This window comes from Pseudoxanthomonas sp. JC1303 (genome assembly GCF_058448525.1).
Window position 1 is genome coordinate 4,312,683 of sequence record NZ_CP185958.1, and the last position, 22,490, is coordinate 4,335,172.

23 protein-coding genes and 1 pseudogene are annotated in these 22,490 nt (G+C 66.3%); 10 read left to right on the top strand and 14 right to left on the bottom strand.

The window, feature by feature from the left end:
* Window positions 1-83 precede the first annotated feature (83 nt).
* From uraH to ACORQU_RS19310, 10 genes are read right to left on the bottom strand one after another with little or no spacing between them, the layout of a single operon-like run.
* Complete coding sequence (uraH, locus tag ACORQU_RS19265; RefSeq protein ID WP_491642624.1) at window positions 84-419, bottom strand: hydroxyisourate hydrolase; 336 nt, start codon at window positions 417-419, stop codon at window positions 84-86.
* Entirely contained in the window at window positions 416-1,837 is a 1,422-nt protein-coding gene (locus tag ACORQU_RS19270; RefSeq protein ID WP_491642626.1) for an FAD/NAD(P)-binding protein, read from the bottom strand. Before ACORQU_RS19270 ends, uraH begins: the two co-directional genes overlap by 4 nt.
* Window positions 1,834-2,232 carry an oxalurate catabolism protein HpxZ gene (gene hpxZ, locus ACORQU_RS19275; protein ID WP_491642627.1) on the bottom strand — a complete coding sequence of 133 codons (399 nt, stop codon included), beginning with the start codon at window positions 2,230-2,232 and terminating at the stop codon, window positions 1,834-1,836. Before hpxZ ends, ACORQU_RS19270 begins: the two co-directional genes overlap by 4 nt.
* Complete coding sequence (locus ACORQU_RS19280; RefSeq protein ID WP_491645184.1) at window positions 2,229-3,422, bottom strand: pyridoxal-phosphate-dependent aminotransferase family protein; 1,194 nt, start codon at window positions 3,420-3,422, stop codon at window positions 2,229-2,231. The genes hpxZ and ACORQU_RS19280 overlap by 4 nt, the downstream gene beginning before the upstream one ends.
* A gap of 37 nt (window positions 3,423-3,459) precedes the next feature.
* Window positions 3,460-4,731 carry an allantoate amidohydrolase gene (locus ACORQU_RS19285; protein WP_491642629.1) on the bottom strand — a complete coding sequence of 424 codons (1,272 nt, stop codon included), beginning with the start codon at window positions 4,729-4,731 and terminating at the stop codon, window positions 3,460-3,462.
* A complete protein-coding gene (locus tag ACORQU_RS19290) occupies window positions 4,728-5,768 on the bottom strand; it encodes a nucleoside hydrolase (RefSeq protein WP_491642631.1) in 1,041 nt (346 codons plus the stop codon). Before ACORQU_RS19290 ends, ACORQU_RS19285 begins: the two co-directional genes overlap by 4 nt.
* A gap of 53 nt (window positions 5,769-5,821) precedes the next feature.
* Entirely contained in the window at window positions 5,822-7,402 is a 1,581-nt protein-coding gene (locus ACORQU_RS19295; protein ID WP_491642633.1) for a gamma-glutamyltransferase family protein, read from the bottom strand.
* Window positions 7,402-8,784, bottom strand: coding sequence for an AtzE family amidohydrolase (locus tag ACORQU_RS19300; protein WP_491642635.1), 1,383 nt, complete (start codon window positions 8,782-8,784; stop codon window positions 7,402-7,404). The genes ACORQU_RS19295 and ACORQU_RS19300 overlap by 1 nt, the downstream gene beginning before the upstream one ends.
* A gap of 2 nt (window positions 8,785-8,786) precedes the next feature.
* Window positions 8,787-9,755: a PDR/VanB family oxidoreductase gene (locus ACORQU_RS19305; RefSeq protein ID WP_491642637.1), complete on the bottom strand. Its 969-nt coding sequence runs from the start codon at window positions 9,753-9,755 to the stop codon at window positions 8,787-8,789.
* A gap of 5 nt (window positions 9,756-9,760) precedes the next feature.
* Window positions 9,761-10,816: a Rieske 2Fe-2S domain-containing protein gene (locus ACORQU_RS19310; RefSeq protein WP_491642638.1), complete on the bottom strand. Its 1,056-nt coding sequence runs from the start codon at window positions 10,814-10,816 to the stop codon at window positions 9,761-9,763.
* Window positions 10,817-10,943: 127 nt separating this feature from the next.
* On the opposite strand from ACORQU_RS19310, the gene ACORQU_RS19315 reads away from it, so the two are divergent.
* From ACORQU_RS19315 to ACORQU_RS19325, 3 genes are all read left to right on the top strand, one after another.
* Window positions 10,944-11,903, top strand: a complete 960-nt coding sequence (locus ACORQU_RS19315) for a LysR family transcriptional regulator (protein WP_491642639.1) — start codon at window positions 10,944-10,946, stop codon at window positions 11,901-11,903.
* 228 nt (window positions 11,904-12,131) lie between these two features.
* Complete coding sequence (locus ACORQU_RS19320; RefSeq protein WP_491642640.1) at window positions 12,132-13,961, top strand: AAA family ATPase; 1,830 nt, start codon at window positions 12,132-12,134, stop codon at window positions 13,959-13,961.
* Window positions 13,962-14,180: 219 nt separating this feature from the next.
* Entirely contained in the window at window positions 14,181-14,765 is a 585-nt protein-coding gene (locus ACORQU_RS19325; RefSeq protein WP_491642641.1) for a hypothetical protein, read from the top strand.
* Between the two features lie 51 nt (window positions 14,766-14,816).
* On the opposite strand, the gene ACORQU_RS19330 is transcribed toward ACORQU_RS19325, so the two are convergent.
* Window positions 14,817-15,254: a DUF4189 domain-containing protein gene (locus ACORQU_RS19330; protein ID WP_491642643.1), complete on the bottom strand. Its 438-nt coding sequence runs from the start codon at window positions 15,252-15,254 to the stop codon at window positions 14,817-14,819.
* Between the two features lie 285 nt (window positions 15,255-15,539).
* On the opposite strand from ACORQU_RS19330, the gene ACORQU_RS19335 reads away from it, so the two are divergent.
* The 3 genes from ACORQU_RS19335 to ACORQU_RS19345 all read left to right on the top strand — a co-directional run bounded on the left by ACORQU_RS19335 (window position 15,540) and on the right by ACORQU_RS19345 (window position 17,688).
* On the top strand, window positions 15,540-15,764 hold the full coding sequence (locus ACORQU_RS19335; RefSeq protein ID WP_491642645.1) for a hypothetical protein: 225 nt from the start codon (window positions 15,540-15,542) through the stop codon (window positions 15,762-15,764).
* Window positions 15,765-16,068: 304 nt separating this feature from the next.
* Entirely contained in the window at window positions 16,069-16,653 is a 585-nt protein-coding gene (locus tag ACORQU_RS19340) for a hypothetical protein (RefSeq protein WP_491642647.1), read from the top strand.
* 669 nt (window positions 16,654-17,322) lie between these two features.
* Window positions 17,323-17,688 (top strand): DUF6289 family protein, encoded by a 366-nt coding sequence (locus ACORQU_RS19345; RefSeq protein ID WP_491642649.1) that lies wholly within the window; start codon window positions 17,323-17,325, stop codon window positions 17,686-17,688.
* A gap of 153 nt (window positions 17,689-17,841) precedes the next feature.
* On the opposite strand, the pseudogene ACORQU_RS19350 reads toward ACORQU_RS19345, so the two are convergent.
* Window positions 17,842-18,275, bottom strand: a pseudogene (locus tag ACORQU_RS19350) (transposase family protein); the annotation flags it as partial.
* Between the two features lie 97 nt (window positions 18,276-18,372).
* Here ACORQU_RS19350 and ACORQU_RS19355 point away from each other — a divergent pair.
* Window positions 18,373-18,531 carry a hypothetical protein gene (locus tag ACORQU_RS19355; RefSeq protein WP_491642651.1) on the top strand — a complete coding sequence of 53 codons (159 nt, stop codon included), beginning with the start codon at window positions 18,373-18,375 and terminating at the stop codon, window positions 18,529-18,531.
* The gene (locus ACORQU_RS19360; RefSeq protein ID WP_491642652.1) at window positions 18,528-18,827 is read left to right on the top strand and encodes a hypothetical protein; all 300 of its coding nucleotides are present in this window, start codon (window positions 18,528-18,530) and stop codon (window positions 18,825-18,827) included. The genes ACORQU_RS19355 and ACORQU_RS19360 overlap by 4 nt, the downstream gene beginning before the upstream one ends.
* Window positions 18,828-18,878: 51 nt before the next feature.
* Here ACORQU_RS19360 and ACORQU_RS19365 read toward each other — a convergent pair whose 3' ends face one another.
* The gene (locus ACORQU_RS19365; RefSeq protein WP_491642653.1) at window positions 18,879-19,460 is read right to left on the bottom strand and encodes a DUF4189 domain-containing protein; all 582 of its coding nucleotides are present in this window, start codon (window positions 19,458-19,460) and stop codon (window positions 18,879-18,881) included.
* Between the two features lie 346 nt (window positions 19,461-19,806).
* Window positions 19,807-20,253 (bottom strand): hypothetical protein, encoded by a 447-nt coding sequence (locus ACORQU_RS19370; RefSeq protein WP_491642655.1) that lies wholly within the window; start codon window positions 20,251-20,253, stop codon window positions 19,807-19,809.
* A gap of 181 nt (window positions 20,254-20,434) precedes the next feature.
* Here ACORQU_RS19370 and ACORQU_RS19375 point away from each other — a divergent pair, with 181 nt between their 5' ends.
* Window positions 20,435-21,793 (top strand): nucleobase:cation symporter-2 family protein, encoded by a 1,359-nt coding sequence (locus ACORQU_RS19375; protein ID WP_491642657.1) that lies wholly within the window; start codon window positions 20,435-20,437, stop codon window positions 21,791-21,793.
* A gap of 22 nt (window positions 21,794-21,815) precedes the next feature.
* Window positions 21,816-22,298 (top strand): GNAT family N-acetyltransferase, encoded by a 483-nt coding sequence (locus ACORQU_RS19380; protein WP_491642658.1) that lies wholly within the window; start codon window positions 21,816-21,818, stop codon window positions 22,296-22,298.
* Window positions 22,299-22,490 lie beyond the last annotated feature (192 nt).

Genomic DNA, 22,490 nt, shown 5'->3' on the forward strand with positions numbered 1-22,490 from the left:
TCATCACCGTCGGCGCGAGCGCACCGTCGGGTGTGGCATCAGTTTAGCGGGCCGCCACCTCGACCGCCCGCGCAGCCCTGCCCTCAACTGCCGCGATAGGTCGAATAGCCGAACGGCGACACCAGCAGCGGCACGTGGTAATGGCCTTCCCCGGTGATGCCGAAATCCAGCGCAATCACGTCGAGAAACGGCGGCTCCGGCAGTGCGGCGCCCGCGCTGCGGAAATAGTCGGCCACCGCGAACACCAGCCGGTAGCGCCCCGCCGCCAGGACATGCTCGCGCAGCGCCGGGCAGCGGCCATCGGCGTCGGTCACGCCCTGCCACAGCGCGGTGCCAGCGCCATCCAGCAGCTGCACGGCCACCCCCGCCGCCGGGCCGCCGCGACTGGTGTCCAGCACATGGGTGGAAAGCGAGGTCATGCCGCGGACTCCTGCAGGGGCGGCCACTGGCCGGTGAATTCTTCCTCGTCGAAGGCCAGGAAGTCATGCACCACGGCCTGGCGATCATCGACGAACAGCTGGTTGGCCACCGCCTGCGCCAGCCGCGGCAGCGCGTATTTCAGGCCCGACAACGCCGCAGCCGACAACCCCAGGTTGATCAGCGCCGAGTAGTTGAACGCGAACAGGCCATGCAAGTGCGCCGCGACCTGCGCATCGCGCGGCTGCAGCTCGAAGCCCGGTCCCAGATAGGGATGCGCATCGAGCAGCGGGTTGGCGATTTCCGCGGGCGGCGTGTAGCGGTCGCGCCAGCGGGCGATGCCCGGCGCCAGTTCGGCCAGCTCCGGACGCAGGTCCGGATCGGTCACCAGTCCGGTGGCGATGGCCAGGAAATCGAACACCTGCTCGCCCTGCGGCGTGGTCACCACGGCCTTGCCGTCGCGCTCTGCAACCGACAGCCACGGCGCGCCCAGATGCAGGTGGAAGCCTGGCATCGCCACCGCGCGGGCGTAGGTGTCGTTGGTCGGCGGCTGGTTGCGGGCGAAGAAGCTCGCCATCAGCGCGTACTTGTCGGCATCGGGCAATGCGGGGAAGCGCGCGATGATGCCGGCCTGCTCCATGTGCCGGATCGGATTGACCCGCGGCAGCTGCGCGCGACGCACAAACACATGCGCCTGCGCGACACCCCGCTGCAGCGCGTACTGCGCGTTGTCGAACGAGGATGCGCCCCCGCCAAGGATGCCGATGCGCTTGCCGGCCAGCGCGTCGTAGTCCAGCGGGCCGGACGTGTGGGCGTACAGCGTGGGCGGCAGCTTGTCCGACACGAACCTGGGCACCACCCATTGCCCGCCGCCCTGGATGCCGGTGGCCAGGATCACCTTGCGCACCAGCAGCGCGCCGCCACCATCCAGGTGCAGGCGATGCAGGCCGGATTCGGGCACCGGCTCGACGCGGACCAGCCGCGTGTCGTTGCGCACCGGCAGGTCCAGAACGCGCCGATACCAGCGCAGGTAGGCCATCCAGTCCTCGCGCGGGATCTTGTCCAGCGCCTCCCAGCCGGCGGCGCCGTGCTGGGCCTCCCACCAGCTGCGGAAGGTCAGCGACGGAATCCCCAGGTCGATCGAGGTGATCTGCTTGGGCGTGCGTAGGGTGACCATGCGCGCATAGCTGACCCAGGGGCCTTCGCGGCCTTCCGGACACTCGTCGATGACCAGCAGGTTGGAGACCCGCTCGCGCATCAGCGCGAACGCCGCGCCCAGCCCGCTCTGTCCGCCGCCGACGATGACCACGTCGAATACATGGCCCGCCTCGCTGGCGCGCGGACGCGTCCAGTCCGGCTTGCCATGGTCCAGGCAGGCCAGGTCGTGGGCGAGACGGCGTTCCAGCTCGGCCAGACTCACGCGTGCGTGCCCTCCAACGAGACGTGCGCGGACACGACCTTCCAGCCCTCGGCAAAACGCACCCAGCTCTGGCTCTGGCGGCCGCGCCGGGTGGCGCCTTCGCGGAAGAACTCCGCGTTGGCGGTGGCGAAGTCGCGCCCGAACGTGGCGATCTCCACCCGTCCGAGCCTGCGCTGCGGCGAGCCGCCGCGCCCGACGCGGAACGCGCGGATCTCCTCGATGCCGTACAGCACCTCGCCCACCCCGTAGCGCACCGTGGTCGGCGCGGCATGGAACAGGCGATCCATCGTGGCGATGTCGTCGGCCATCAGCGCCTGCTCGTAGGCATCGAAGGCCGCGCGGACCTCGGCCACGATGGCCGGGTCGTTGATCGCCGGCTTGCCTGCGGCACTCATGCGGCCAGTTCCGCGTTCCAGGCGGCCAAGGCGGCTTCCACGCCAGCGCCCGGCGGGCAAGTGAAGCCCTCCATGCGCAGCACGGTCTTCAGCGCGCCCAGGGTGATGAGTACCTTGTGCTTGGCCGCGTTGTAGCCCATCGCGCCGATGCGCCAGACCTTGCCCTGCAGCGGACCGAACGCGGTCCCGATCTCGATCTCGAAATCCTCGCGCATGCGCTTGCGCACCGCTTCGCCATCCACGCCGGTGGGGATCACCAGGCCGGTGACGTTGGTCATGCGATGACGGTCGTCGCCGAACACCTCCAGCCCCAGCGCCCGCGCGCCGGCGGTCACCGCCGCACCGGCGGCGCGATGGCGCGCGTAGCGGCGTTCCAGGCCTTCCTGCAGCGCCACGCGCGCGCACTCGCGGGCGCCGTAGAGCATGCTGGTGGCCTCGGTGTGGTGGTTCAGGCGCTTGTCCGACCAGTAGTCCATGACCATGGCCAGGTCGAAGTAGTTGGACAGGATGCGCGGGCCGTCGCCATCGTCGATGTCATCGCGCGCGATGCCGCGCTCGACATGACGCCGCGCGAAGATGTGCGCAGCGGCCGCCTCGGACACGGTGATCGGCGCCGAACCTGACGGCCCGCCCAGGCATTTCTGCAGACCGCCGCTGACCACATCAACCTCCCAGCGATCGGCCGCGATCTCCATGCCGCCGATGGTCGCGGTGGCATCCACGTAGGACAGCGCGCCGTACTGCCGGCACAGCGCGCCGAAGCCTTCCAGGGGCTGGGCCATGGTGGTGGAGGTGTCGCCGTGGATGGTGGCGACCACCTTCGGCCGCACGCGTTTGAGCGCGTCCTCGATGACGTCCAGCGGCACCACCTCGCCCCAGCGCGCTTCGACGGTTTCGATCTTCGCGCCGATGCGGCCCAGGATCTCCCCCAGCAGCAGGCCGAAGCGGCCGAAGTTCACCACCAGCACCGTGTCGCCCGGCGCCACCAGCGAGACCAGCGCCGCCTCGATGCCGGCGCGCGCGGTGCCGTCGATCAGGAAGGTCTGTGCGTTGCGCGTGCCGAAGATCGGACGGTACAGCGCCATGACCTCGTTCATGTACGCGGTCATCTCCGGATCGAACTGCCCCAGCAGGTCGGCGGACATGGCGCGCAGCACGCGCGGGTGGGCGTTGACCGGGCCAGGGCCCATCAGCAGGCGCTGGGGGGGATCGATCTCGCCAAAAACGTCAGTTGCCACGGGTTGCTCCCAATCGTTCGATGAAATCCAGCATGGCCGCCACGGCCGCGCCGGCGTCGGCCGCGCGCGCGCGCTCGGCCGGGTTGTGTGAGATGCCGCCGTCGCAGCGGATGAACAGCATCGCGGTCGGGCACAGGGCGCGCATCACCATCGCGTCGTGCCCCGCCCCGGAGACCAGCCGGCGTGGCGCGATGTCCTGCGCTTGCACCGCCTGCGCCAGCAGTTCGATCAGGTGCACATCGCAGGGGCTGGCGGCCAGGTCCTGCACCTGCTTGGCTTCGACCTGGATCCCGCGCGTCGCGGCGATCGCCTCGAAGCGGCGCAGGATGTCCGCCGCGCCCGCATCACGCGTGGGGTTGTCGCCCGCGCGCACGTCCAGCGAAAACGTCACTCGTCCAGGCACCACATTGGTCGCACCCGGCAACACCTGCAGGCGGCCGACGGTGGCGACCAGGTCGCTGTCGGCCTCGCGCGCCACCACCTCGACCGCCAGCACGCACTCGGCGGCGGCGGTGAGCGCGTCCAAGCGCAGCGGCATCGGCGAGGTGCCGGCATGGCCGGCGCGCCCACGCACGCTCACTTCGAAGCGCAGCTGCGCGGCGATCCCGGTGACCACGCCCAGGGCCAGGCCTTCGGCTTCCAGCACCGGGCCCTGTTCGATATGCGCTTCGAGATAGCCGATCACCTCATCGCTGCGGCGCGCGGCCTGCCCGAGCTGGGCCGGGTCGAGCTCCCAGGCCTGCAGCGCCTGCGCGACCGACACGCCGGCCGCGTCGGCCACGCCCTCAATGGCGTCTGGCACCAGCGTGCCGGCCACGGCGCGGCTGGTGAACATCGAGGCGGGAAAGCGCGAGCCCTCCTCGTCGCCGAAGGCGATCACCTCGATGGCGAACGGCAGGCGAATGCCTTCGGCCTGCAGCCAGGCCACGCACTCGATGCCGAGCATGATGCCCAGGGGCCCGTCATAGCGGCCGGCGTCACGCACGCTGTCCAGGTGGCTGCCGATCAGCAGCGCCGGCGCGTCCGGCGTATCGCCTTCGTAGCGGCCGATCAGGTTACTGGCTGCGTCCATGCGCACGGCCATGCCGGCCTCACGCATCCATTCGGCCACTTGGGCCTGCGCGGCGCGATGGGCGGGCGTGAGCCAGGCCCGATACAGCCCGGTGTCCGAATCCGTGAACGGCGCCACGCCCAGCGCATCGCAGCGGGCGATGGCGCGGGCGCCGGCCTCGGCGTGCGTCAGGGCGGGCGCGGCGCTCATGGCTGCGCCTGCTTCGGCACCGCAGCGGGTGCCAGGGCGGCTTCCACCAGCTTGAGCACGCCTGCCTTGTCCACGTCCAGGCAGGCGGTGGCGTTCGGTGCACCGGCGCCGACGCGGGTCATGCCGTCATCGTCCACGGTGATGTGCAGCGGCACCGGCTTGCACACGGACGGCGCCAGCAGGCGCGCGACCGGCACCACGTCGAACAGCGTGGGCGTGGTGCCCCACGGGCTGCGCTCGGCCCACAGCGTGTACAGCGCCGACAGCGGCGCGGCATACGGCGTGTGCGCGGCGAAGATCCGCGCCTGCAGCGGCGCCGGCAGCGCGATCTCGGTCGAGTCCAGCGGCTGCACTTCCACCTTGACCCCACTGGCCAGCAGGTCGCGCAGGGCCTGCGGCGCCAGCTTGATGTTGTATTCGGCGCTGGGCGTGTCCGAGTTGGTGCCCGCCTGCGGGCCGTAGCCACGATGGATCGAGCCGCCCATCAGGATCACCTGCTTGAGGCGCGCGAAGGTCCGCGGGTCCTGCTTCAGCGCGGCATCGACGGTGGTCAGCGCTCCCAGCGCCAGCAGGGTCACCGTGCCAGTGGGCGCCTGCCTGAGCGTGGCCAGCATCGCGTCCACGCCATCGGTGCGCACCTGCGGCGCGGGGCTGCGCAGCCAGCCAGCCTGCCCGATCTCGCCTTCGCGCGTGCCGATGGCTGGGCCGGCGGCCAGGGGGACGTCGGTATGTCCGGTGTCCTTCAGCAACTGGGCGATCAACTGCGCGCGGGTCTGCGTGTCGCCATAGGCGGTGGTCACCAACAGCGGCTTGAGCCGCGGCGAGGCCAGCACCAGCGACAGCGCGAAGCCGTCATCGATGTCGGTGCCGAAGTCGTTATCCACAATCACCGGGATCGGCGCGGGCTTCGCCGCGTCGGCCGCGCAGGCCAGGCCTGCGTGCAGCAGCAGGACAGCCGCAAGGGCGAGCGCTTGCAGGCCACGGCGCGGTCGCACGTTGCGCATACCGGAGTTGGAACGAAAGGAATTCAAGGACATGGATTGCATCGAGGAAACGGCGGGCCGCCCATGATGCGCTGCGGGCGTCAGGCTCACCATCCGGCCACCGCACCATCGCTGCGCGGATCGCTCGCGCCGCTGAGCGTGCCATCGGCCTCGCGCACCAGCGCGCCGGCATGGCCCATGACCGAGGTATAGGCCGGCAGCAGTTCGACGTGGTGGCCGGCGGCGTGCAGCGCTTCGACCACGGCCGGATCGAAGCGGTCCTCCAGCTTCAGCGAGGTGCTGTTCTCGCCCCAGGTACGGCCCAGCAGCCAGCGCGGCGCGCTGACCGCCTGCTGCAGTGGCATGCCGAAGCGCGCGTATCGGCTGAACACCGCCGCCTGCGTCTGCGGCTGGCCTTCGCCGCCCATGGTGCCGTAGCTCATCACCCGGCCATCGTCGAACACCGCCAGCGCGGGATTGAGCGTGTGGAACGGCTTGCGGCCGGGCTTGAGCGCGTTCCAGCCATCGAGCGCCAAACGGAAGCTGCAGCCACGGTTCTGCCAGGTGATGCCGCTGCCCGGCAGCACCAGCCCGGAGCCGAATTCGAAATAGGTCGACTGGATGCAGCTCACCGCCTGCCCGCGCGCATCGATGGCGCCGAACCAGCAGGTGTCGCCGGCCTGGGAGGGCTGCGGCCATGGCAGCGCCTGGCGCGGATCGATGCGTGCGGCCATCGCGTCCAGCGCGGCTGCATCGTCGAGCAGCGCCTGCGCATCCAGCGTCATCCACGCCGGATCGCCGACATGTTGATCGCGGATCAGGAATGCCTGCTTGGTCGCCTCGACCAGCCCATGCAAGTGCGCGAAGCCCTCGCCTTCGGCCACGTCCAGCCGCTCGAACAGCGCCAGGATCAGCAGCGAGGCCAGGCCCTGCGTCGGTGGCGCGTGGTTGTAGAGCGTGGCCGCGCGCAGGCGGACCTGCAGCGGCACGCTGGCTTCTGCGCGATGCGTTTTGAGGTCGTCCAGCGTGAGCGGGCTGCCCAGCGCCTGCAAGTCGGTGGCGAGATCTTCGCCCAGCGCACCGCGGTAGAAATCGTCCAGGCCTGCACTCGCGAGTTGTTGCAGGGTGGAGGCCAGCGTGGGCTGGCGCAGCAGTTCGCCTTCGCGCAGCGCGCGGCCTTCGGGTTCGAAGATGGCCGCGTAGGCGCCGGGCTGCACGCGCAGTTCAGCGCCCTTGCTCGCCGCGATCTGCGCGCCGCCGGCGGTGACCGGCACGCCGGCCTGGGCGTGGTGGATGGCATCTTCCAGCAGGCGCGCCAGCGGCAGGCGGTTGCCCTCGCCTTGCAGCGCCTTGGCCCAGCCGGAGACCGTGCCGGCCACGGTGTTGGCCGCACCCGGCCCGCGCCAGGGAATCGTGTCCTGGCCGGCGTAGAACGCCAGGCCTGCCGCCTGCGCACTGCGCCCGCAGGCATCGATGGCGTGCACGCGGCCATCGGCTTCGCGGACCAGCCAGAAGCCATCGCCGCCCAGCCCGGTCATGTGCGGATACACCACCGCCAGCGTCGCGGCGATGGCCACGCAGGCTTCGACCGCGGTGCCGCCGTCGCGCAGCACATCGCGCCCGGCCTGCGTGGCCAGATGGTGCGGGGCCACGGCCATGCCGCGGCGGGCACGCAAGGTGTGCAGCATCAGGCGGCCCCTCCCGCGGGCGCATGCACGCCGGTGAGGCCGCGGGCCTCCAGCGTGCGGGCCACCGCGAACAGCCGATCCTCGCGCCCGGGCGCGGCAACCAGCTGCACGCCCAGCGGCAGCTGCCCGGGACGCCACAACGGCACGGCCAGCACCGGGCAGCCGGCCAGGCCCAGCGGCTGGGTGAAGATGCCCAGGTTGGCCCGCGCCGACACCGGCTGGCCATCGATCTCGATGGTGGCCTGGTCGATGCGCGGCGCCACGCAGGGCACGGCCGGCGCGATCAGCACGTCCACTCGCTCCCACAGCCGCGCCATCGCCGCGCGGAACCACGCCGCGAAGTGCTGGACCTGCGCCAGCACCGGGGCCGGCTGCAACATTCCCGCCAGTAGGCGGTCGCGCACGGCCGGATCGAAGCCATCCGGATGATCCTGCAGCGCCTGGCGATGCAGCCACGCACCCTCGATGGCGGTCATGACGAAGGCCGCCATGCGCGAGTGCTTCGCCTCTGGCAGTTCGACCGTGTCCTGAACATTCAACGCCGCCGCGATGGCGTCCAGCCCGGCACGCAGGTCCGGATCCAGGTTCGCGTCGAACCAGCCGCCCAGCCGTGCGATGCGCAGGCCCGCCACCTCGACCGGCGCCAGCGCCGCCTCGGCCATCACCTCATGCACGGTCTGCAGCATGTCCAGCGAGCGCGCGAATGGCCCGGCCACGTCCAGCGCATCCACGAACGGAAACACCCCTTCCAGCGGCACCTGCCCATGCGTGCTGCGCAGGCCGTAGATGCCGCACAGCGCGGCCGGCACGCGGATCGAGCCGTTGGTGTCCGAGCCCAGCGAGAACGGCACCAGCCCCGCTGCCACCGCCGCCGCCGAACCACCCGACGAGCCACCCGCCAGCCGCTGCACATCATGCGGATTGCGCGTGGTGCCGAAGTGCGCGTTGACCGTGGCGAAGCCATAGGCGAATTCGTCCATGTTGGTCGTGCCCACCAGCACCGCGCCGGCCTGCTTGAGTCGGCGCACGACCTTGGCATCGCGCGTGGCAGGCGCCGCGTCGATCCGTATCGCCGCGCCGGCGGTGGTGGTCAGGCCGGCCACGTCGAACAGGTCCTTGACCGCGAACGGCACACCGGCCAGCGGCGCATCGGGACTCGCATTGGAGGTGCTGCCGGCCTCGAAGATGCGGGTAAAGGCCACCAGTTCCGAGTTGCGCGCGTGCAGCGTCGCGACCAGCTCGGGCAGCTCCACGCGCTGGTCGGCGGCCACATCGCCCGCCGCCGGCAGCGGTGAGAAATCGAAGGTGGCCAGCGCGTCCACGTAGCCAGCCAGCAATTCAAGGTTCTGGGACACGCCAGGGCGCGTCGAAGGGTCTGTCATGTTCACAGGGCCAATGTAAGACGCGGGCTGCGGCTGCGCGAGCAGCACACGGTGATCTGGCGGTTGCCCGCCTTCTCCGTCTCGCTCTGCACCGAGTCGCGATGGTCCGGCATGCCTTCGACCACGTCGGTCAGGCAGGCGCCGCAGATCCCCATCTCGCACGACAGGCTCAGCGGCACACCGGCCTCCCCCAGCACCTGGGCGATGGTGCGATCGGCCGGCACGCAGTAAACCTGCCCGGAGGACGCCAGCTGCACCTCGAACGCCGCATCCTTCGCGGCCGCATCGGCCGACGTCACCGGCACCACCGGGGCGAAGGCCTCGCTGTGGATGCGCGACGCGTCCCACCCCCGCGCCTGCGCGGCGGCGGTGATGTGGTCCATGAAGGCCGCCGGCCCGCACAGGTAGAGCTGATGGTCGTTCCCTGCCCCGTCCAGCGCCCCGGGCAGCACCTGGCGCGCGTCGCGGCCTTCCTCGGCGCTGTGCAGGTGCACGCGATCGCCCAGCTCGCCCTGCAGCTGGCGCAGGAAGGCGATCTCCTGTCGGCTGCGCACGTAGTAATGCAGTTCGAAGGATGCCCCGCCCGCCAGCAGCTGGTGGGCCATCGCCAGCAGCGGGGTGATGCCGATGCCGCCGGCCACCAGCACGTGGTGGCCGCCGGGTCTCAGCGCGAACAGGTTGCGCGGCGTGGAAATGGTCAGCGCCTGGCCCACGCGCAGGCGCTCGTGCACGCTGGCCGAACCCCCGCGCGAGGCCGGCTCCCGGCGCACGCACAACACGTAGCGCGAGCGGTCGGCTGGCGGGCTGGCGATCGAATACTGGCGGATCAATCCGCCCGGCAGATGCACGTCCACGTGCGCGCCGGCCTCGAACGCCGGCAGCGCCGCGCCATCGGCGCGCATCAGTTCCACCGCCACGTTGCCCGCGCCCTGGCGGCTCATGGCGTCGATCACGACCTCCAGCGTCTCCATCGCCATCAGACCAGGAAGAACTCGCCGAAGCCCATCTTCTTCAGGCCGCGACGGTAGGCGATGGAACTGCGGTCGGCGGGGATGTGCGCTTCCAGCGCCATGTCCAGCGGCAGGCGCTCGGGCCGCTGCAACTCCACCATCGCCCGGTCCTCCTCGAAGATGCGCAGGTTGAACGCGTGCACTTCTTCCACCGGCTGCTCCAGGTTGAAGTTGCGCGCGATCGGCACGAACAGCCGCGTCTTGCGCGCCGACACCGGCGAGGCGCAGTTGAGGATCACCAGCCGCTGCTCGCCCGGGAAATGGATGGTCAGCGAGGCGGTGAACGGCAGGTGCGTCTCGAACCGCCGCAGCCAGGCGAAGTCGGCCGGCGCCAGGTGGCGGAAGCCCTCGCTGTAGTTGCTCACGCTGCTGATGTAGTCGGCGCGGAAGCCGTGCTCGGTCTCCACCGTGGTGTAGTCCGGCACCAACTGGTTGTCCGGATCGGCGAAGGTGTCGGTGTGGATCCAGGCGAAGTGCGCCACATCCAGAAAGCCTTCCACCTGGCGGCCGGCAAAGCCGTTGATGTCGAAGGCCGGGCAGTTGATCTGCTGGAAGCCGGCATCGTCCCAGTGCGGCATCACCGGCAACGGCGCCGGGCTGTCGGCGTCTGGCGCCAGGCACACCCAGACCAGGCCGTAGCGCTCCACCGCCGGATACGTGGCCAGGTTCAACTTGGCCGGGATGGCCTGATTGGGGCTGGAGGGAATGCGGTTGCAGCGTCCGCCCGCGCCGAAACGCAGGCCGTGGTACGGGCACACCACGCCTTCTTCGTCGTGACTGCCCATGCTCAGCGGCACGCCGCGGTGCGGGCACACATCGCGCGCCACCACCACCTCGCCCTTGACCCGGTACACCACCAGCGCCTCGTCCAGCAGCGTGGCCTTGGACGGCGCGCCGGTGATCTCGCTGGCGTTGGCCACCGGATGCCACTGGCGGGCCAGCAGCTGCCAGTCGCTGGTCGTGAAGGTGCTGCCCGGCGGCAACAGACTGTGCGGATTGGCGGGATGGGGGACGGCAGACATGGCGCGGCGACCTGGCGAAAAAACGCGGAAGTGCGGGGTTGCGGCCCTACCTTGCGACGCGGCGCTTGTTGCAGTCCATTCAAGATTTTTCAATCATGCGTTGCAAAAAACAGAACAGGCCAACCCCGTGCTGCCCTTCTCCCGCTTCGCCAGCTACTTCATCGAGGTCGCCCGCTTGGGCAACCTGCGCAAGGCCGCCGAGGTGCTGCATGTCTCGCCCTCGGCCATCCACCGCCAGATCCAGGGCGCCGAGCAGCAGCTGGAGGTGGAGCTGTTCGAGCGTCTGCCCACCGGCATGAAGCTCACCGCCGCCGGCGAGCTGCTGCTGGGCGACCTGCGCCGCTGGCGCAAGGAGCACACCCGCACCCTGGAGCGCGTGGGCGACCTGCGCGGCCTGCGCCGCGGCCACGTCAGCATCGCCCTGATCGACGCCCTGAGCGAAGGCTTCGTGCCCCAGCTGCTGGCCGAGTTGACCCGCGAGTACCCCGGCTTCTCCTTCGACCTGCGCGTGGTGGGTAACCGCTACGCCAGCGAGCAGGTCGCCGCGGCCGAGGTCGACTTCGGCCTGCTGCTGGATCCAGTGGAACACGGCAACCTGGAGGTCCGCGCCGCCATCGACATCCCCGTCGGCGCCGTGCTGCCGCCCGGCCACGCCCTGGCCCGCGAAACCACTATCGCCATGAGCCGCCTGCTGGACGAACGCCTGCTGGTGCCTGCTGCCCCGCTGGTGATCGAGGAACGCACCCGCAGCCTGTACGTGCGCCACGGCGTGGACCCGCGCCGCGTCACCACCTGCAACGACACCCGCCTGATCCGCTCCCTCATCCGCGATGGCGGTGGCGTCGGCATCCTAAGCCTGGTCGATGTCGCCCATGACGTGGAACAAGGCCAGCTCGCCTTCGTCCCCCTGCACGGCTGGCAGGCCCGGCCGCTGCAACTGGCGGTGTGTACCGCGCCGCGGCGTCAGCCGAGCCGCGCTGCGCAGCTGGTGCTGGCCAGGATGGTGGCGGCGTTGCAGGGGCTGCCGGGACGGTTGGTGGGGAAGCCGGCGAAGAAGGTCGGTGCCAGAAGGACGCGAAGCCGCTGAAGGCGCCAGTTCCCCTCTACGCTCGTCATTCCCGCGAACGCGGGAATCCATGGACTTCAACTAGCCTCAGAGATAGATGAGGAAAAGTCGACTCTGACCATTTTTTTGCTGTTGCAAAGAGAACGGGGGCAGCGTGAAATGAGGCCGGGCCGCCCCCTGGTTGGTTAGTTCGGACGTTGGGTTCCGACGCCAGGGACGGGGGCATTAGATTCTCATGGGGAACGCAGGATGCGTTTGAAGACCGTAAAGCTCATCAACTTTCGTGGTTATCGCGAAGTAGTTGTGCCTATCGACGAGGAAATGACGGGAATCGTCGGTAGAAACGATTTTGGCAAGTCCACGATCCTGGAGGCGCTGGACATCTTTTTTGAGTCTGGCAATGTCAAGGTCGATAAGAGCGATATGGACTGCTTTGCGCTTGCCGCTGGCGAGGAACGGTTCGAGATCGCGTGCGAGTTCGACGATCTGCCGGACCGTCTGGTGCTGGATGCAAATGTAGAGACCACTCTGGAGCGGGAGCACCTGCTCAACGCAGGTGGCGCTCTCGAAGTGGTCAAAACCTTCAAAGCTTCGACGGGTAAGCCTGAGCGCACCGCGATCCGCTGCGAGCATCCCGCGGCTTCCCCTCTGAACTCTTTGCTTAGCCAGAAGATCGTTGATCTGAAGAAGCTAGGAAGAGAGATGGGAGTGGCCGTTGCTGACGAGCGGGTGGCCTCGCTGTGGCGGCAGGCAATCCGGGAGGCGGCTGCGCCAATCCAGTGCCAAGAAACGTTGCTGGACGTCGACAAGGCGTTGTCCACCGAGGCCAAGTCGGTCTGGTCGAAGATCCAGGAGCAGCTGCCGACTTTTGCTTTGTTCAAGTCAGACCGCGAAAGCAGCGACAGTGACGCAGAGGCGAAAAACCCTCTCCAGCAAGCAGTCAGAGATGCGCAAGCTGCCCTCCAAGACCAGATCAGCGCGCTTGAACGTCAGGTCGAAGACAGTGTCCTCGACGTAGCAAATCGCACGCTTGAGAAACTCAAGGAGATGGCGCCAGAACTTGCTAACGAGCTCAAGCCGCGGTTCAAGGAGAAGCCTAAGTGGTCCTTTAGCTTTACCTTGGATGGCGAAAACGGGATCCCGATCAACAAGCGTGGCAGCGGGGTGCGGCGATTAATCCTGCTGAACTTTTTCCGCGCAGAGGCGGAGAAGAGCGCCGATTCCGCGCGCAACGTGATCTATGCGATCGAAGAGCCTGAGACCTCGCAACATCCGAATTACCAAGTGATGCTGATGAAAGCTCTGCTTGCGTTAGCGGGCCAGTCGAACAGACAGATCATCGTCACGACGCACGTTCCTGCACTGGCGGGCCTTATTCCCACGGACGGCATTCGATATGTAACTAAGGACGAGCACGGCGCTCCGTCAGTCAGAATGCCCGATGAGGATGTCCTAAAGGAGGCCGCAGAGAGCCTGGGGGTCTTGCCTGAAAGCGGAATGGAGCGAGCTCGCGCCCTGGTGCTAGTGGAGGGCAAGGCCGATGTCGTGTTCCTACGTCATACCTCGGTGGCCCTTCGGGATGCTGGCTACTTCGTGTCGAGCCTCGACGATGAACGCATTGTCCCTGTCCCAATGGGCGGATGCGGAAGCGTGAAGCATTGGGTGACGCTCAAAGTGGCCGACAGCCTGGGGGTTCCGTGGTGCGTGTTCTTGGACTCGGACGTAGGCGGTGATCCCGTGGCGGTGAAGAGCGTCCAAAAGCGCAAAGCAGAGGTTGAAGCGGTCGGTAGGCCGTTCTACACCACCAGAAAGCGCGAGATCGAAAACTATTTGTGCCCGGACTTGATCAGGCAGCTGACTACCAAGGACGTGGCTTACACCGACACGTGCGATGCGAAGAAGATCATCGGAGCGGCAGTACGAGTGTCAGCGGACGACGTGATTGATCATTTCTGGCCCAGCATGACAGCAGACCTGATGCGCGAGAGATCGGCCTATACCGACGACGGCAGAGAGCGGTACGAACTTGAAGAGTTGGTGAGCAACCTGCTGACGCTCACGACAGAGCGGCGGCCATAAGAGAAGCGACATGGACGACGAACGCGACGCAAGGCATGCCCTGCGTTAAAACTGGCAGTACGCCGTGACGCCGTAACAGCCGAGCCGGGAAGACGTCACGAGTCGCTCACTCAGTAAACGGTGACGGGGTCAGGTTCACTTAGACGCCCCAACCAGCTTGAGCACTGACGCAAACTAGAGCCGCAAAGCTAGGGTAAGCACCCCGCAAGGAGTACACACTTGAACCTTCTTTCCCGCTTGGTCTTGACCCTGGCCTTGATGCTACCGACCGGCCTGACGGCCCAGGCGTGCCAGTACCCGGCACCGCCAACCTTTCGCGAGGCGCTGGACGCGGCGAGCAATGTTTTCGTGTTCCAGCTGGTGGAGGCGCGCTATATCAAGCAGCCGCTTGGTCGCCTTGCTTACACGGATTGGGTCGAAGGCAAGATTCGACCCCTCCAGACCTTGAAGGGCGACGGCAACCAGTACGCCCGCATCCAGTTCCCCACCGCATGGTGCGGCGCGGTGAACCTCGTCGTGGGCCATCACTACCTGATCGCAACCCATGACGCCGGTCCCACCATGGAGCTGGTGCAGGCCGACGGCTCGATCATCGACCTGGAGGGCTTCTATGACCCACAGGACAAGCGCAGCAACCTGCGTTCCTTCTTGATCGCGCCAGTCATCCGCCACCTCTATACGCGGACCCCGCTCGACTCCGCCTTCCCCGGCCCGTTCGTGGCCGGCCGGACCGTGCTCCAACCGCCACCTCCGCCGGCAAAATCTGCCTGCGACAAGCCCTCAACCAGCACGAGATCGCCCTAGCGCACATCCAAGATCCACCTATCCCCGGCAGGTCTTCCTGACGCCCGGGCCTCAGCCGCTGGCTGAGCACACCTTTGTGACTTCCACGCACTCATAGTTGTTGCCCGTGGCCTGGCAGTCAGCCATGGCGGCTGAACGCGCCGCATCAAGGGTCGTCCCGACCTTGGGGAACCACTGTCTTACGTCATCGGCTGCGCCCTTCGGCTCGAAGCCCGCAACCAGGGCGCCGCAGCTATCCCGGAAGGAAAGTACAACCTTGCATTTCTTGCTGTCAGCGCTTTGACAATACTGGAGAGCCCCGTATTCGGCGGAATCCTTCGTGATTTGCTTGACCATGGTGCCGTAGTGAGTCCCGCGCCTTTCAATGGCGATGGCACCGAAGGAAGGAAGACCACCACTGCCGGTACCCATCGCCGCCGCATACCCGCTGACGATTTCATTTTCCAGAGATGCTTCTTCTTCAGGACTGAGCATCTTTAGCGGCGGCATCGGGACTTCTGGCTGATTCCCGCCCCTCCCATATCCAGGGTCGCCCGGCAACGGCCCATTTCCACCAGGGCGCTGCTGCCCCAATGCGTCACCCGAAAACAGGGGTCAGAGTGCGGCTTTTTGATGAAGCACTTCGCTCTGTGAGCTGGTGCAGCGGCATCGAGCCACGCACAGCAACCATCTCGAACATTGTGCGCCGCACCACCCTCCGGCTAACTTCAACGCTCGCCCCTCCCGAGCCTGCCGACGTCACGCGCCCTGCCCTCGCCTTCGCCCATCGATGCGGTGCCGCTGATCGTGGCCGGGGCGTTGCATCTGTCGCGGGCCGATACCGCCCTTTTGGTCAGTTCCGATCTGTTCGGCCGCGGGCTGGTCACCCTGGTGCAGTCGCTGGGCATCGAGGGCCTCGGCCTCCGCCTGCCGGTGGTGATGCCGGCCAGTAACGGGTTGGGTTCGCTTAGCCGCCCTAACTCGCTTGACGGTAACGGCATCAGGTTCCCGTTCATTTGACCGAAGCCCGAATCAGCCAGACGCCCCACACAGGCCACGGCAGGCACATCGCACCACTTATGACGCGTGCTTGCCCCTCTCGCTGGTGCTGGTTGACCGCGCGATCATCGACATGAAGGCATACCCTCCGCTAAAACTGGCAGTACTCCGTGACGCCGTAACAGCCGAGCCGGGAAGACGCCACGAGTCGCTCACTCAGTAAACGGTGACGGGGTCAGGTTCACTTAGACGCCTCAACCAGCTTGAGCACTAACGCAAGCTAGAGCCGCAAAGCTAGGGTAAGCATCCCGCAAGGAGTACGCACTTGAACCTTCTTTCCCGCTTGGTCTTGACCCTGGCCTTGATGCTACCGACCGGCCTGACGGCCCAGGCGTGCCAGTACCCGCCACCCCCAACCTTTCGCGAGGCGCTGGACGCGGCGAGCAATGTTTTCGTGTTCCAGCTTGTGGAGGCGCGCTATATCAAGCAGCCGCTTGGTCGCCTTGCCTACACGGATTGGGTCGAAGGCAAGATTCGACCCCTCCAGACCTTGAAGGGCGACGGCAACCAGTACGCCCGCATCCAGTTCCCCACTGCGTGGTGCGGCGCGGTGAACCTCGTCGTGGGCCATCACTACCTGATCGCAACCCATGACGCCGGTCCCACCATGGAGCTGGTGCAGGCCGACGGCTCAATCATCGACCTGGAGGGCTTCTATGACCCACAGGACAAGCGCAGCAACCTGCGTTCCTTCCTGATCGCGCCAGTCATCCGTCACCTCTATACGCGGACCCCGCTCGACTCCGCCTTCCCCGGCCCGTTCGTGGCCGGCCGGACCGTGCTCCAACCGCCACCTCCGCTAGAACAGCCTGTCCGCAAAAATCCTTCATCCGCCCCGCCATCGCGGTAGCGCGCATCTGAAAGTGAACCCAATCCTGTTACCGGCATGTCTACCATGGCGTGGAGAAAGGCCAGCTCGCCTTCGTCCCGCCGGCACGGCTGGCAGGCCCGGCCGCTGCAGCTGGCAGTGTGTGTACCGGGCCTAGACGTCAGCCGAGTCGCGCGGCGCAATTAGTACTGGCGAGAACGGGGGCGGCGTTGCAAAGGTTGCCGGGCGGTTGGTGGGGAGATCCAAGAAGGGGGTGAAGCGGAAGTCGTCCATGTCTAAGAAGCTGACCTGACTCCGTTACCGGAGTAGCGCTATCGGTAGCCGATGCTGATTTCAGAGAGTGTCAGTCACCTGACTAGCGCGCGCCACGGTGTGTCCGATTAAATAGACCAGCCTGGCTCTCAGGCATTCAAGGATTGAAGTCGATGATTAAGCACTCTTTGAAGTCCGCTCTCTTCCTACTCGTTGTTCTCGCTGGATCCGCCTCCGCTCAGGTGACCCCATGCTCTCAGTGCGATGCAAGCTTGCATCGTTGCCTGACAAATGGCGTCCTAAGCGAAGCAACCTGCTATGCCAACTACGAAAACTGCAAGCTCGACAAGTGCCCGGTTTGATCCGCGCTAAAAAATTACATGAGGTTACTTTAAATGGCCCTGTCCCAAGGATTTGGGGCGAGACAAGGAGATATTTATGAAATCAGGAATCTTGGCTGCGGCGTTGATGGCAATCGCCTCCATGGCTGTCGCTCCGAAAGCAGATGCAGCAACTCAGTACGGTCGTACTGTAATGTGGTTTGATTCCAGCGAGAATCTAGTTGGGCAGAGCATTCTTTATTGCGACAATCAGTCCGAGCACCAGGGCACAACTGCAGGGACAGTACGAGTAACGATCACCTACTCGTGCCAGACCGGCGATACGAACACGCTTAGCTACTACAACGCTTCTACCGCTCTGCGTAACGTATTTTGTGACACATGGGGTCAACAGATGTGTGATGTTGGGCCTTGGCGTAATAGTGATTTGACTAGCCCGTGGTCGAGTGGCTTCTACCAGTGACTCCCTGATTGGCCCCGGCCAGCTACTAGCTGTCGCCAATTCACAAAAAAGCCCCGCCTATGCGGGGCTTTTCCCAGTAACGGGGTCAGGCCTTTAGCTTTCCCTAAGTTCTCAGGCCACCGAGGTCATCTGGTTCAGGACTGCTGATGGCAGTTATCGCATGCGATCAAGCCATCGCAAGACTAGCTCCAGCGTCCATCGTCTGACCAGGCTTCGCGACCGATACGCATGGTTGAGTAGAGCTTGCGCGTGGTGCGGTGGGATTGCAGCCAATGATAGGTCCCGGTGGCTACGCAACCAAGACTGGAAAGCCAGCTCATGAAACTGGCAAGCGTGCTCATCAGCAGCAGGACCTGTAGCCGTGCGCCTTGGCGGGTGAGGCTGTCTTCCAGACCTTGGCCGTAGCGATTCGGCTCAAGATCGCGAAAGCCAAGCTCGATCTGCGTGCGCTTGGCATAAAGATTGACCAGCTACCGTGCGCTTGGAGTCTTGAGTTCGGGCGAAGCCACAATCAACCACGGCTCCCGTTCCCGCGCAGCGGCTTTCAAGCTCGCGGATGCGCATGAGATCTTGCTGGGGCGATAACGGGCTCAGGTTTACCTAGCCGCTCTCCTCTCCAGCCCGCAGGATCGCGCAACCTAGAGCAAGCACCCCGCAAGGCTGGACGCGGCGAGCAACGTCTTCGTGTTCCAGCTGGTGGAGGCGCGCTATATCAAGCAGCCGCTTGGTCGCCTCGCCTACACGGATTGGGTCGAAGGCAAGATTCGACCCCTCCAGACCTTGAAGGGCGACGGCAACCAGTACGCCCGCATCCAGTTCCCACTGCGTGGTGCGGCGCGGTGAACCTCGTCGTGGGCCATCACTACCTGATCGCAACCCATGACGCCGGCCCCACCATGGAGCTGGTGCAGGCCGACGGCTCGATCATCGACCTGGAGGGCTTCTATGATCCTCGGGACAAGCGCAGCAACCTGCGCTCCTTCCTGATCGCCCCAGTCATCCGCCATCTCTATACGCAGACTCCGCTCGACTCCGCCTTCCCCGGCCCGTTCGTGGCCGGCCGGACCGTGCTCCAACCGCCGCCTCCGCCGGAAAAATCTGCCTGCGACAAGCCCTCGACCAGCACGAAATCGCCCTAGTGCACATCCGATATCCACCTATCCCCGGCAGGTCTTCCTGGCGTCCGGGCCTCAGCCGCTGGCTGAGCACACCTTTGTGACTTCCACGCACTCATAGTTGTTGCCCGTGGCCTGGCAGTCAGCCATGGCGGCGGAACGCGCCGCATCAAGGGTCGTCCCGATCTTCGGGAACCACTGTCTTACGTCATCGGCTGCGCCCTTCGGCTCGAAGCCCGCGACCAGGGCGCCGCAGCTATCCCGGAAGGAAAGTACAACCTTGCATTTCTTGCTGTCAGCGCTTTGACAGTACTGGAGGGCGCCGTATTCGGCAGAATCCTTCGTGATTTGCTTGACCATGGTGCCGTAGTGAGTCCCGCGCCTTTCAATGGCGATGGCGCCGAAGGAAGCAAGACCGCCACGGCCGGTGCCCATCGCCGCCGCATACCCGCTGACGATTTCATTTTCCAGAGATGCTTCTTCTTCAGGACTGAGCATCTTTAGCGGCGGCATCGGGACTTCTGGCTGATTCCCGCCCCTCCCATATCCAGGGTCGCCCGGCAACGGTCCATTTCCACCAGGGCGCTGCTGCCCCAATGCGTCACCCGCAATCGCCACCAGTAGCAAAGCGCACATCAAATTTTTTATCAAGTTCATCCCAAGTTCCTTCTATTTCACTTGCAGCATCGGTTCCCACTCTTGATGCCCTTATCACTGGATGGTCATGGCGCGAACGCACTGGTGGCTACTCTTCTCAATGGGGTTTGAAGCTTCACCAATCACGACGGTGGTGACACTCAAGCCGGCGCGGTCGAAGTGGTAGGCAATGATATTCCCATGCTCGCCTTATGCCGGCTCCTGCGAGAACCCATGGGCCTTGAGATCTTTGGAAACCTGATCGAAATCCACCTCGCAGATCCCGGTCGCACTGGCATCTTTCGAGGGGCTTTGATCCATGAATTCAAGATCGAGCCTGGGCCCATGCATGCTCTCCTGCATGACTTCAAGCGCATACCCATTGTGCCGTCAGCTTGCCGCCGTATCCGAAATGCCCGGGACCGAACGACTTGACCTCGGCATCCATTGCGTTGCCAAGACGCTCCGCAGTGAAATCGGCGATGGATCTGCTGCTATTGATCAGCGCCAGCAACCCGGAGATGAGCTTGCCTGCTTCTGTCTGGGCGGTCTGATGGTTCATCGCGGTCATCTGGGGCTCCTTGCGTGTAGACGACGGTTGGACAGGCGCTTTAATGGTTTGGGCACAGGCAGAAATGGAGAGCATGCCCAGCATGAGAAGTGAGAGTGAATAATCCCGCATAGCGCCCTCTTTTGAGCCAGCTTCTCCCAAAAGCAAAGAAGAGTGGAAATGATGCTGACCGAAGCCTGCGCGAGACCTGGCTTTTCCGACATCGTTGTATTGCCTTCGTCGCCCCTTGGCGAGGGCGGCCATCAAAGATCCATCATTCCTTCAAGAAGAAGCGGACAACTCAAAGCCACATTGCCGGTTCAGCGACGTTCCCCGCTTTCATTCGCTCCCGCCGGGCAATCGCCTCCTCAGCACCAGCACGCAAGGATTGTGCACCGCACCACCCTGCGGCTAACTTCAACGCTCGCCCCTGCCGAGCCCACCGATGTCCCGCGCCCTGCCCTCGCTTTCGCCCATCGATGCGGTGCCGCCGGTCGGGCCGTGGCTGCTGCTGGCCGTGCAGCATGTGCTGGTGATGTATGCCGGGGCGGTGGCGGTGCCGCTGATCGTGGCCGGGGCGTTGCATCTATCGCGGGCCGATACCGCCTTTTTGGTCAGTGCCGATTTGTTCTGCTGCGGGCTGGCCACGCTGGTGCAGTCGTTGGGGCTCGGTGGCTTCGGCATCCGCCTGCCGGTGGTGATGGCGGCGACCTTCGCCTGCGTGGGGCCGATGATCGCCATCGGCGGCAACCCGGCGCTGGGCCTGCCTTACGTGTTTGGCGCGAACATCGCCGCCGGCGTGATCGGCATCCTGGCTGCGCCGCTGATCGGGCGGCTGCTGCGGCTGTTCCCGCCGGTGGTGACCGGCACGGTGATCACGGTGATCGGCCTGACCTTGGTGGGCGTGGCGGTGAACTGGGCCGCCGGTGGCGTGGGCGCGGCCGACTACGGCGCGCCGGCCAACCTAGCGATTGCCGCGGTGGTGCTGCTGGGCGTGCTGGCGCTGCTGCGCCACGGGCGCGGCTTCATCGCCAACATCGGGGTGCTGCTGGGGCTGGCCGCGGGCACGGTGCTGGCGGCGCTGCTGGGGCGGGTGGACTTCAGCGGGCTGGGCGCGGCTGCGTGGCTGGCGCCGGTGACGCCGTTCCACTTCGGCCTGCCGCGCTTCGAGCCGTGGTCCATCGTGACGATGTGCGTGGTGCTGTTCATCGTGTTCGTGGAGTCCACGGGCATGTTCCTGGCGCTGGGCGACATCGTTGAGCGCCCGGTGGAACGCCCCGCCCTGGTGCGCGGATTGCGCGTGGACGGGCTGGCCACGCTGCTGGGCGGGGTGTTCAACGCGTTCCCCGATACCTCGTACTCGCAGAACATCGGGCTGGTCAGCATCACCGGGGTGCGCAGCCGCTGGGTGTGCGTGCTGGCCGGGGCGATCCTGATCGCGCTGGGGCTGGTGCCCAAGCTGGCGGTGCTGGTGGCCGCCATCCCGCCGGCCGTGCTGGGCGGCGCGGGGCTGGTGATGTTCGGCATGGTCACGGCCAACGGCATCCGCGTGCTGTCGCTGGTGGACTTCCACGCGCGCCGGCACAACCTGCTGATCGTGGCGGTGGGCGTGGGCCTGGCGATGGCGCCGGTGGTGGCGCCCACGGTCTTCGACCAGTTGCCCAAGGCGCTGGCGCCGCTGCTGCATAGCGGGATCCTGCTGGCGACGCTGGCCTGCGTGGCCTTGAATCTGTGGTTCAACGGGCTTGGCACAGCACGCGGCGATGCACCCGAACCGCTGGGTGCCGAACCCCCGCCAGGCTGAGCGGCGCATGGAGACATTGAGGGTGCGACCCTGGCGCCCGGCCGACCGCGAGGCGGTGAGCGCACTGATCCTGGGCATCCAGCGCGGCGAATACGGCCTGGACATCGATCTGACCGCGCAGCCCGATCTGGTGGCGGTCGATGACTTCTACTTCCATGGCGATGGCGGGTTCTGGGTGGCGCAGGACGATGGCGCCATCATCGGCTGCATCGGCCTGCGCGACATCGGCCAGGGCGATGCGGCCCTGCGCAAGATGTTCGTGGCGGCCTCGCACCGGGGCGGCGGGCGCGGCGTGGCCGCCGCCCTGCTGGAGACCTTGCTCGCCCACGCGGTCGCGCGCGGGTTGCGGGCGATCTACCTGGGGACCACCGAACGCTTCCTGGCCGCGCATCGCTTCTACGGCAAGCATGGCTTCACCGAACTGCCGCGCGAGGCGCTGCCGGGCAGCTTCCCGGTCATGGCGGTGGACTCACGTTTCTTCCTGCGTCGGCTGGGCACGTCCTAGCGAATGACAGGGGCGCTGGGGAAGATCCGCACGCCTGCCGCTTGAGCTTCATGAAGCGTGGCTGTCCAGAAATCCGCCGCGCGCTGCGAGCCTGAACGCCATGTGCCGGCATGTGGCGCGCCAGTGGAAAGCCGCTGAATGCCGCCGGTGTCTTCCCGAGCCTCGCTGCGGAAGCAACGTGGGATGCAGAGG

Bases quoted from the DNA above. Each gene is read 5' to 3' on its own strand.
- uraH (WP_491642624.1), bottom strand. From the start codon at position 419: ATGACCTCGCTTTCCACCCATGTGCTGGACACCAGTCGCGGCGGCCCG.
- hpxZ (WP_491642627.1), bottom strand. From the start codon at position 2,232: ATGAGTGCCGCAGGCAAGCCGGCGATCAACGACCCGGCCATCGTGGCC.
- ACORQU_RS19280 (WP_491645184.1), bottom strand. From the start codon at position 3,422: ATGGGCCCTGGCCCGGTCAACGCCCACCCGCGCGTGCTGCGCGCCATG.
- ACORQU_RS19285 (WP_491642629.1), bottom strand. From the start codon at position 4,731: ATGAGCGCCGCGCCCGCCCTGACGCACGCCGAGGCCGGCGCCCGCGCC.
- ACORQU_RS19290 (WP_491642631.1), bottom strand. From the start codon at position 5,768: ATGTCCTTGAATTCCTTTCGTTCCAACTCCGGTATGCGCAACGTGCGA.
- ACORQU_RS19295 (WP_491642633.1), bottom strand. From the start codon at position 7,402: ATGCTGCACACCTTGCGTGCCCGCCGCGGCATGGCCGTGGCCCCGCAC.
- ACORQU_RS19300 (WP_491642635.1), bottom strand. From the start codon at position 8,784: ATGACAGACCCTTCGACGCGCCCTGGCGTGTCCCAGAACCTTGAATTG.
- ACORQU_RS19305 (WP_491642637.1), bottom strand. From the start codon at position 9,755: ATGGAGACGCTGGAGGTCGTGATCGACGCCATGAGCCGCCAGGGCGCG.
- ACORQU_RS19310 (WP_491642638.1), bottom strand. From the start codon at position 10,816: ATGTCTGCCGTCCCCCATCCCGCCAATCCGCACAGTCTGTTGCCGCCG.
- ACORQU_RS19320 (WP_491642640.1), top strand. From the start codon at position 12,132: ATGCGTTTGAAGACCGTAAAGCTCATCAACTTTCGTGGTTATCGCGAA.
- ACORQU_RS19330 (WP_491642643.1), bottom strand. From the start codon at position 15,254: ATGCCGCCGCTAAAGATGCTCAGTCCTGAAGAAGAAGCATCTCTGGAA.
- ACORQU_RS19345 (WP_491642649.1), top strand. From the start codon at position 17,323: ATGAAATCAGGAATCTTGGCTGCGGCGTTGATGGCAATCGCCTCCATG.
- ACORQU_RS19365 (WP_491642653.1), bottom strand. From the start codon at position 19,460: ATGAACTTGATAAAAAATTTGATGTGCGCTTTGCTACTGGTGGCGATT.
- ACORQU_RS19370 (WP_491642655.1), bottom strand. From the start codon at position 20,253: ATGGCCGCCCTCGCCAAGGGGCGACGAAGGCAATACAACGATGTCGGA.
- ACORQU_RS19375 (WP_491642657.1), top strand. From the start codon at position 20,435: ATGTCCCGCGCCCTGCCCTCGCTTTCGCCCATCGATGCGGTGCCGCCG.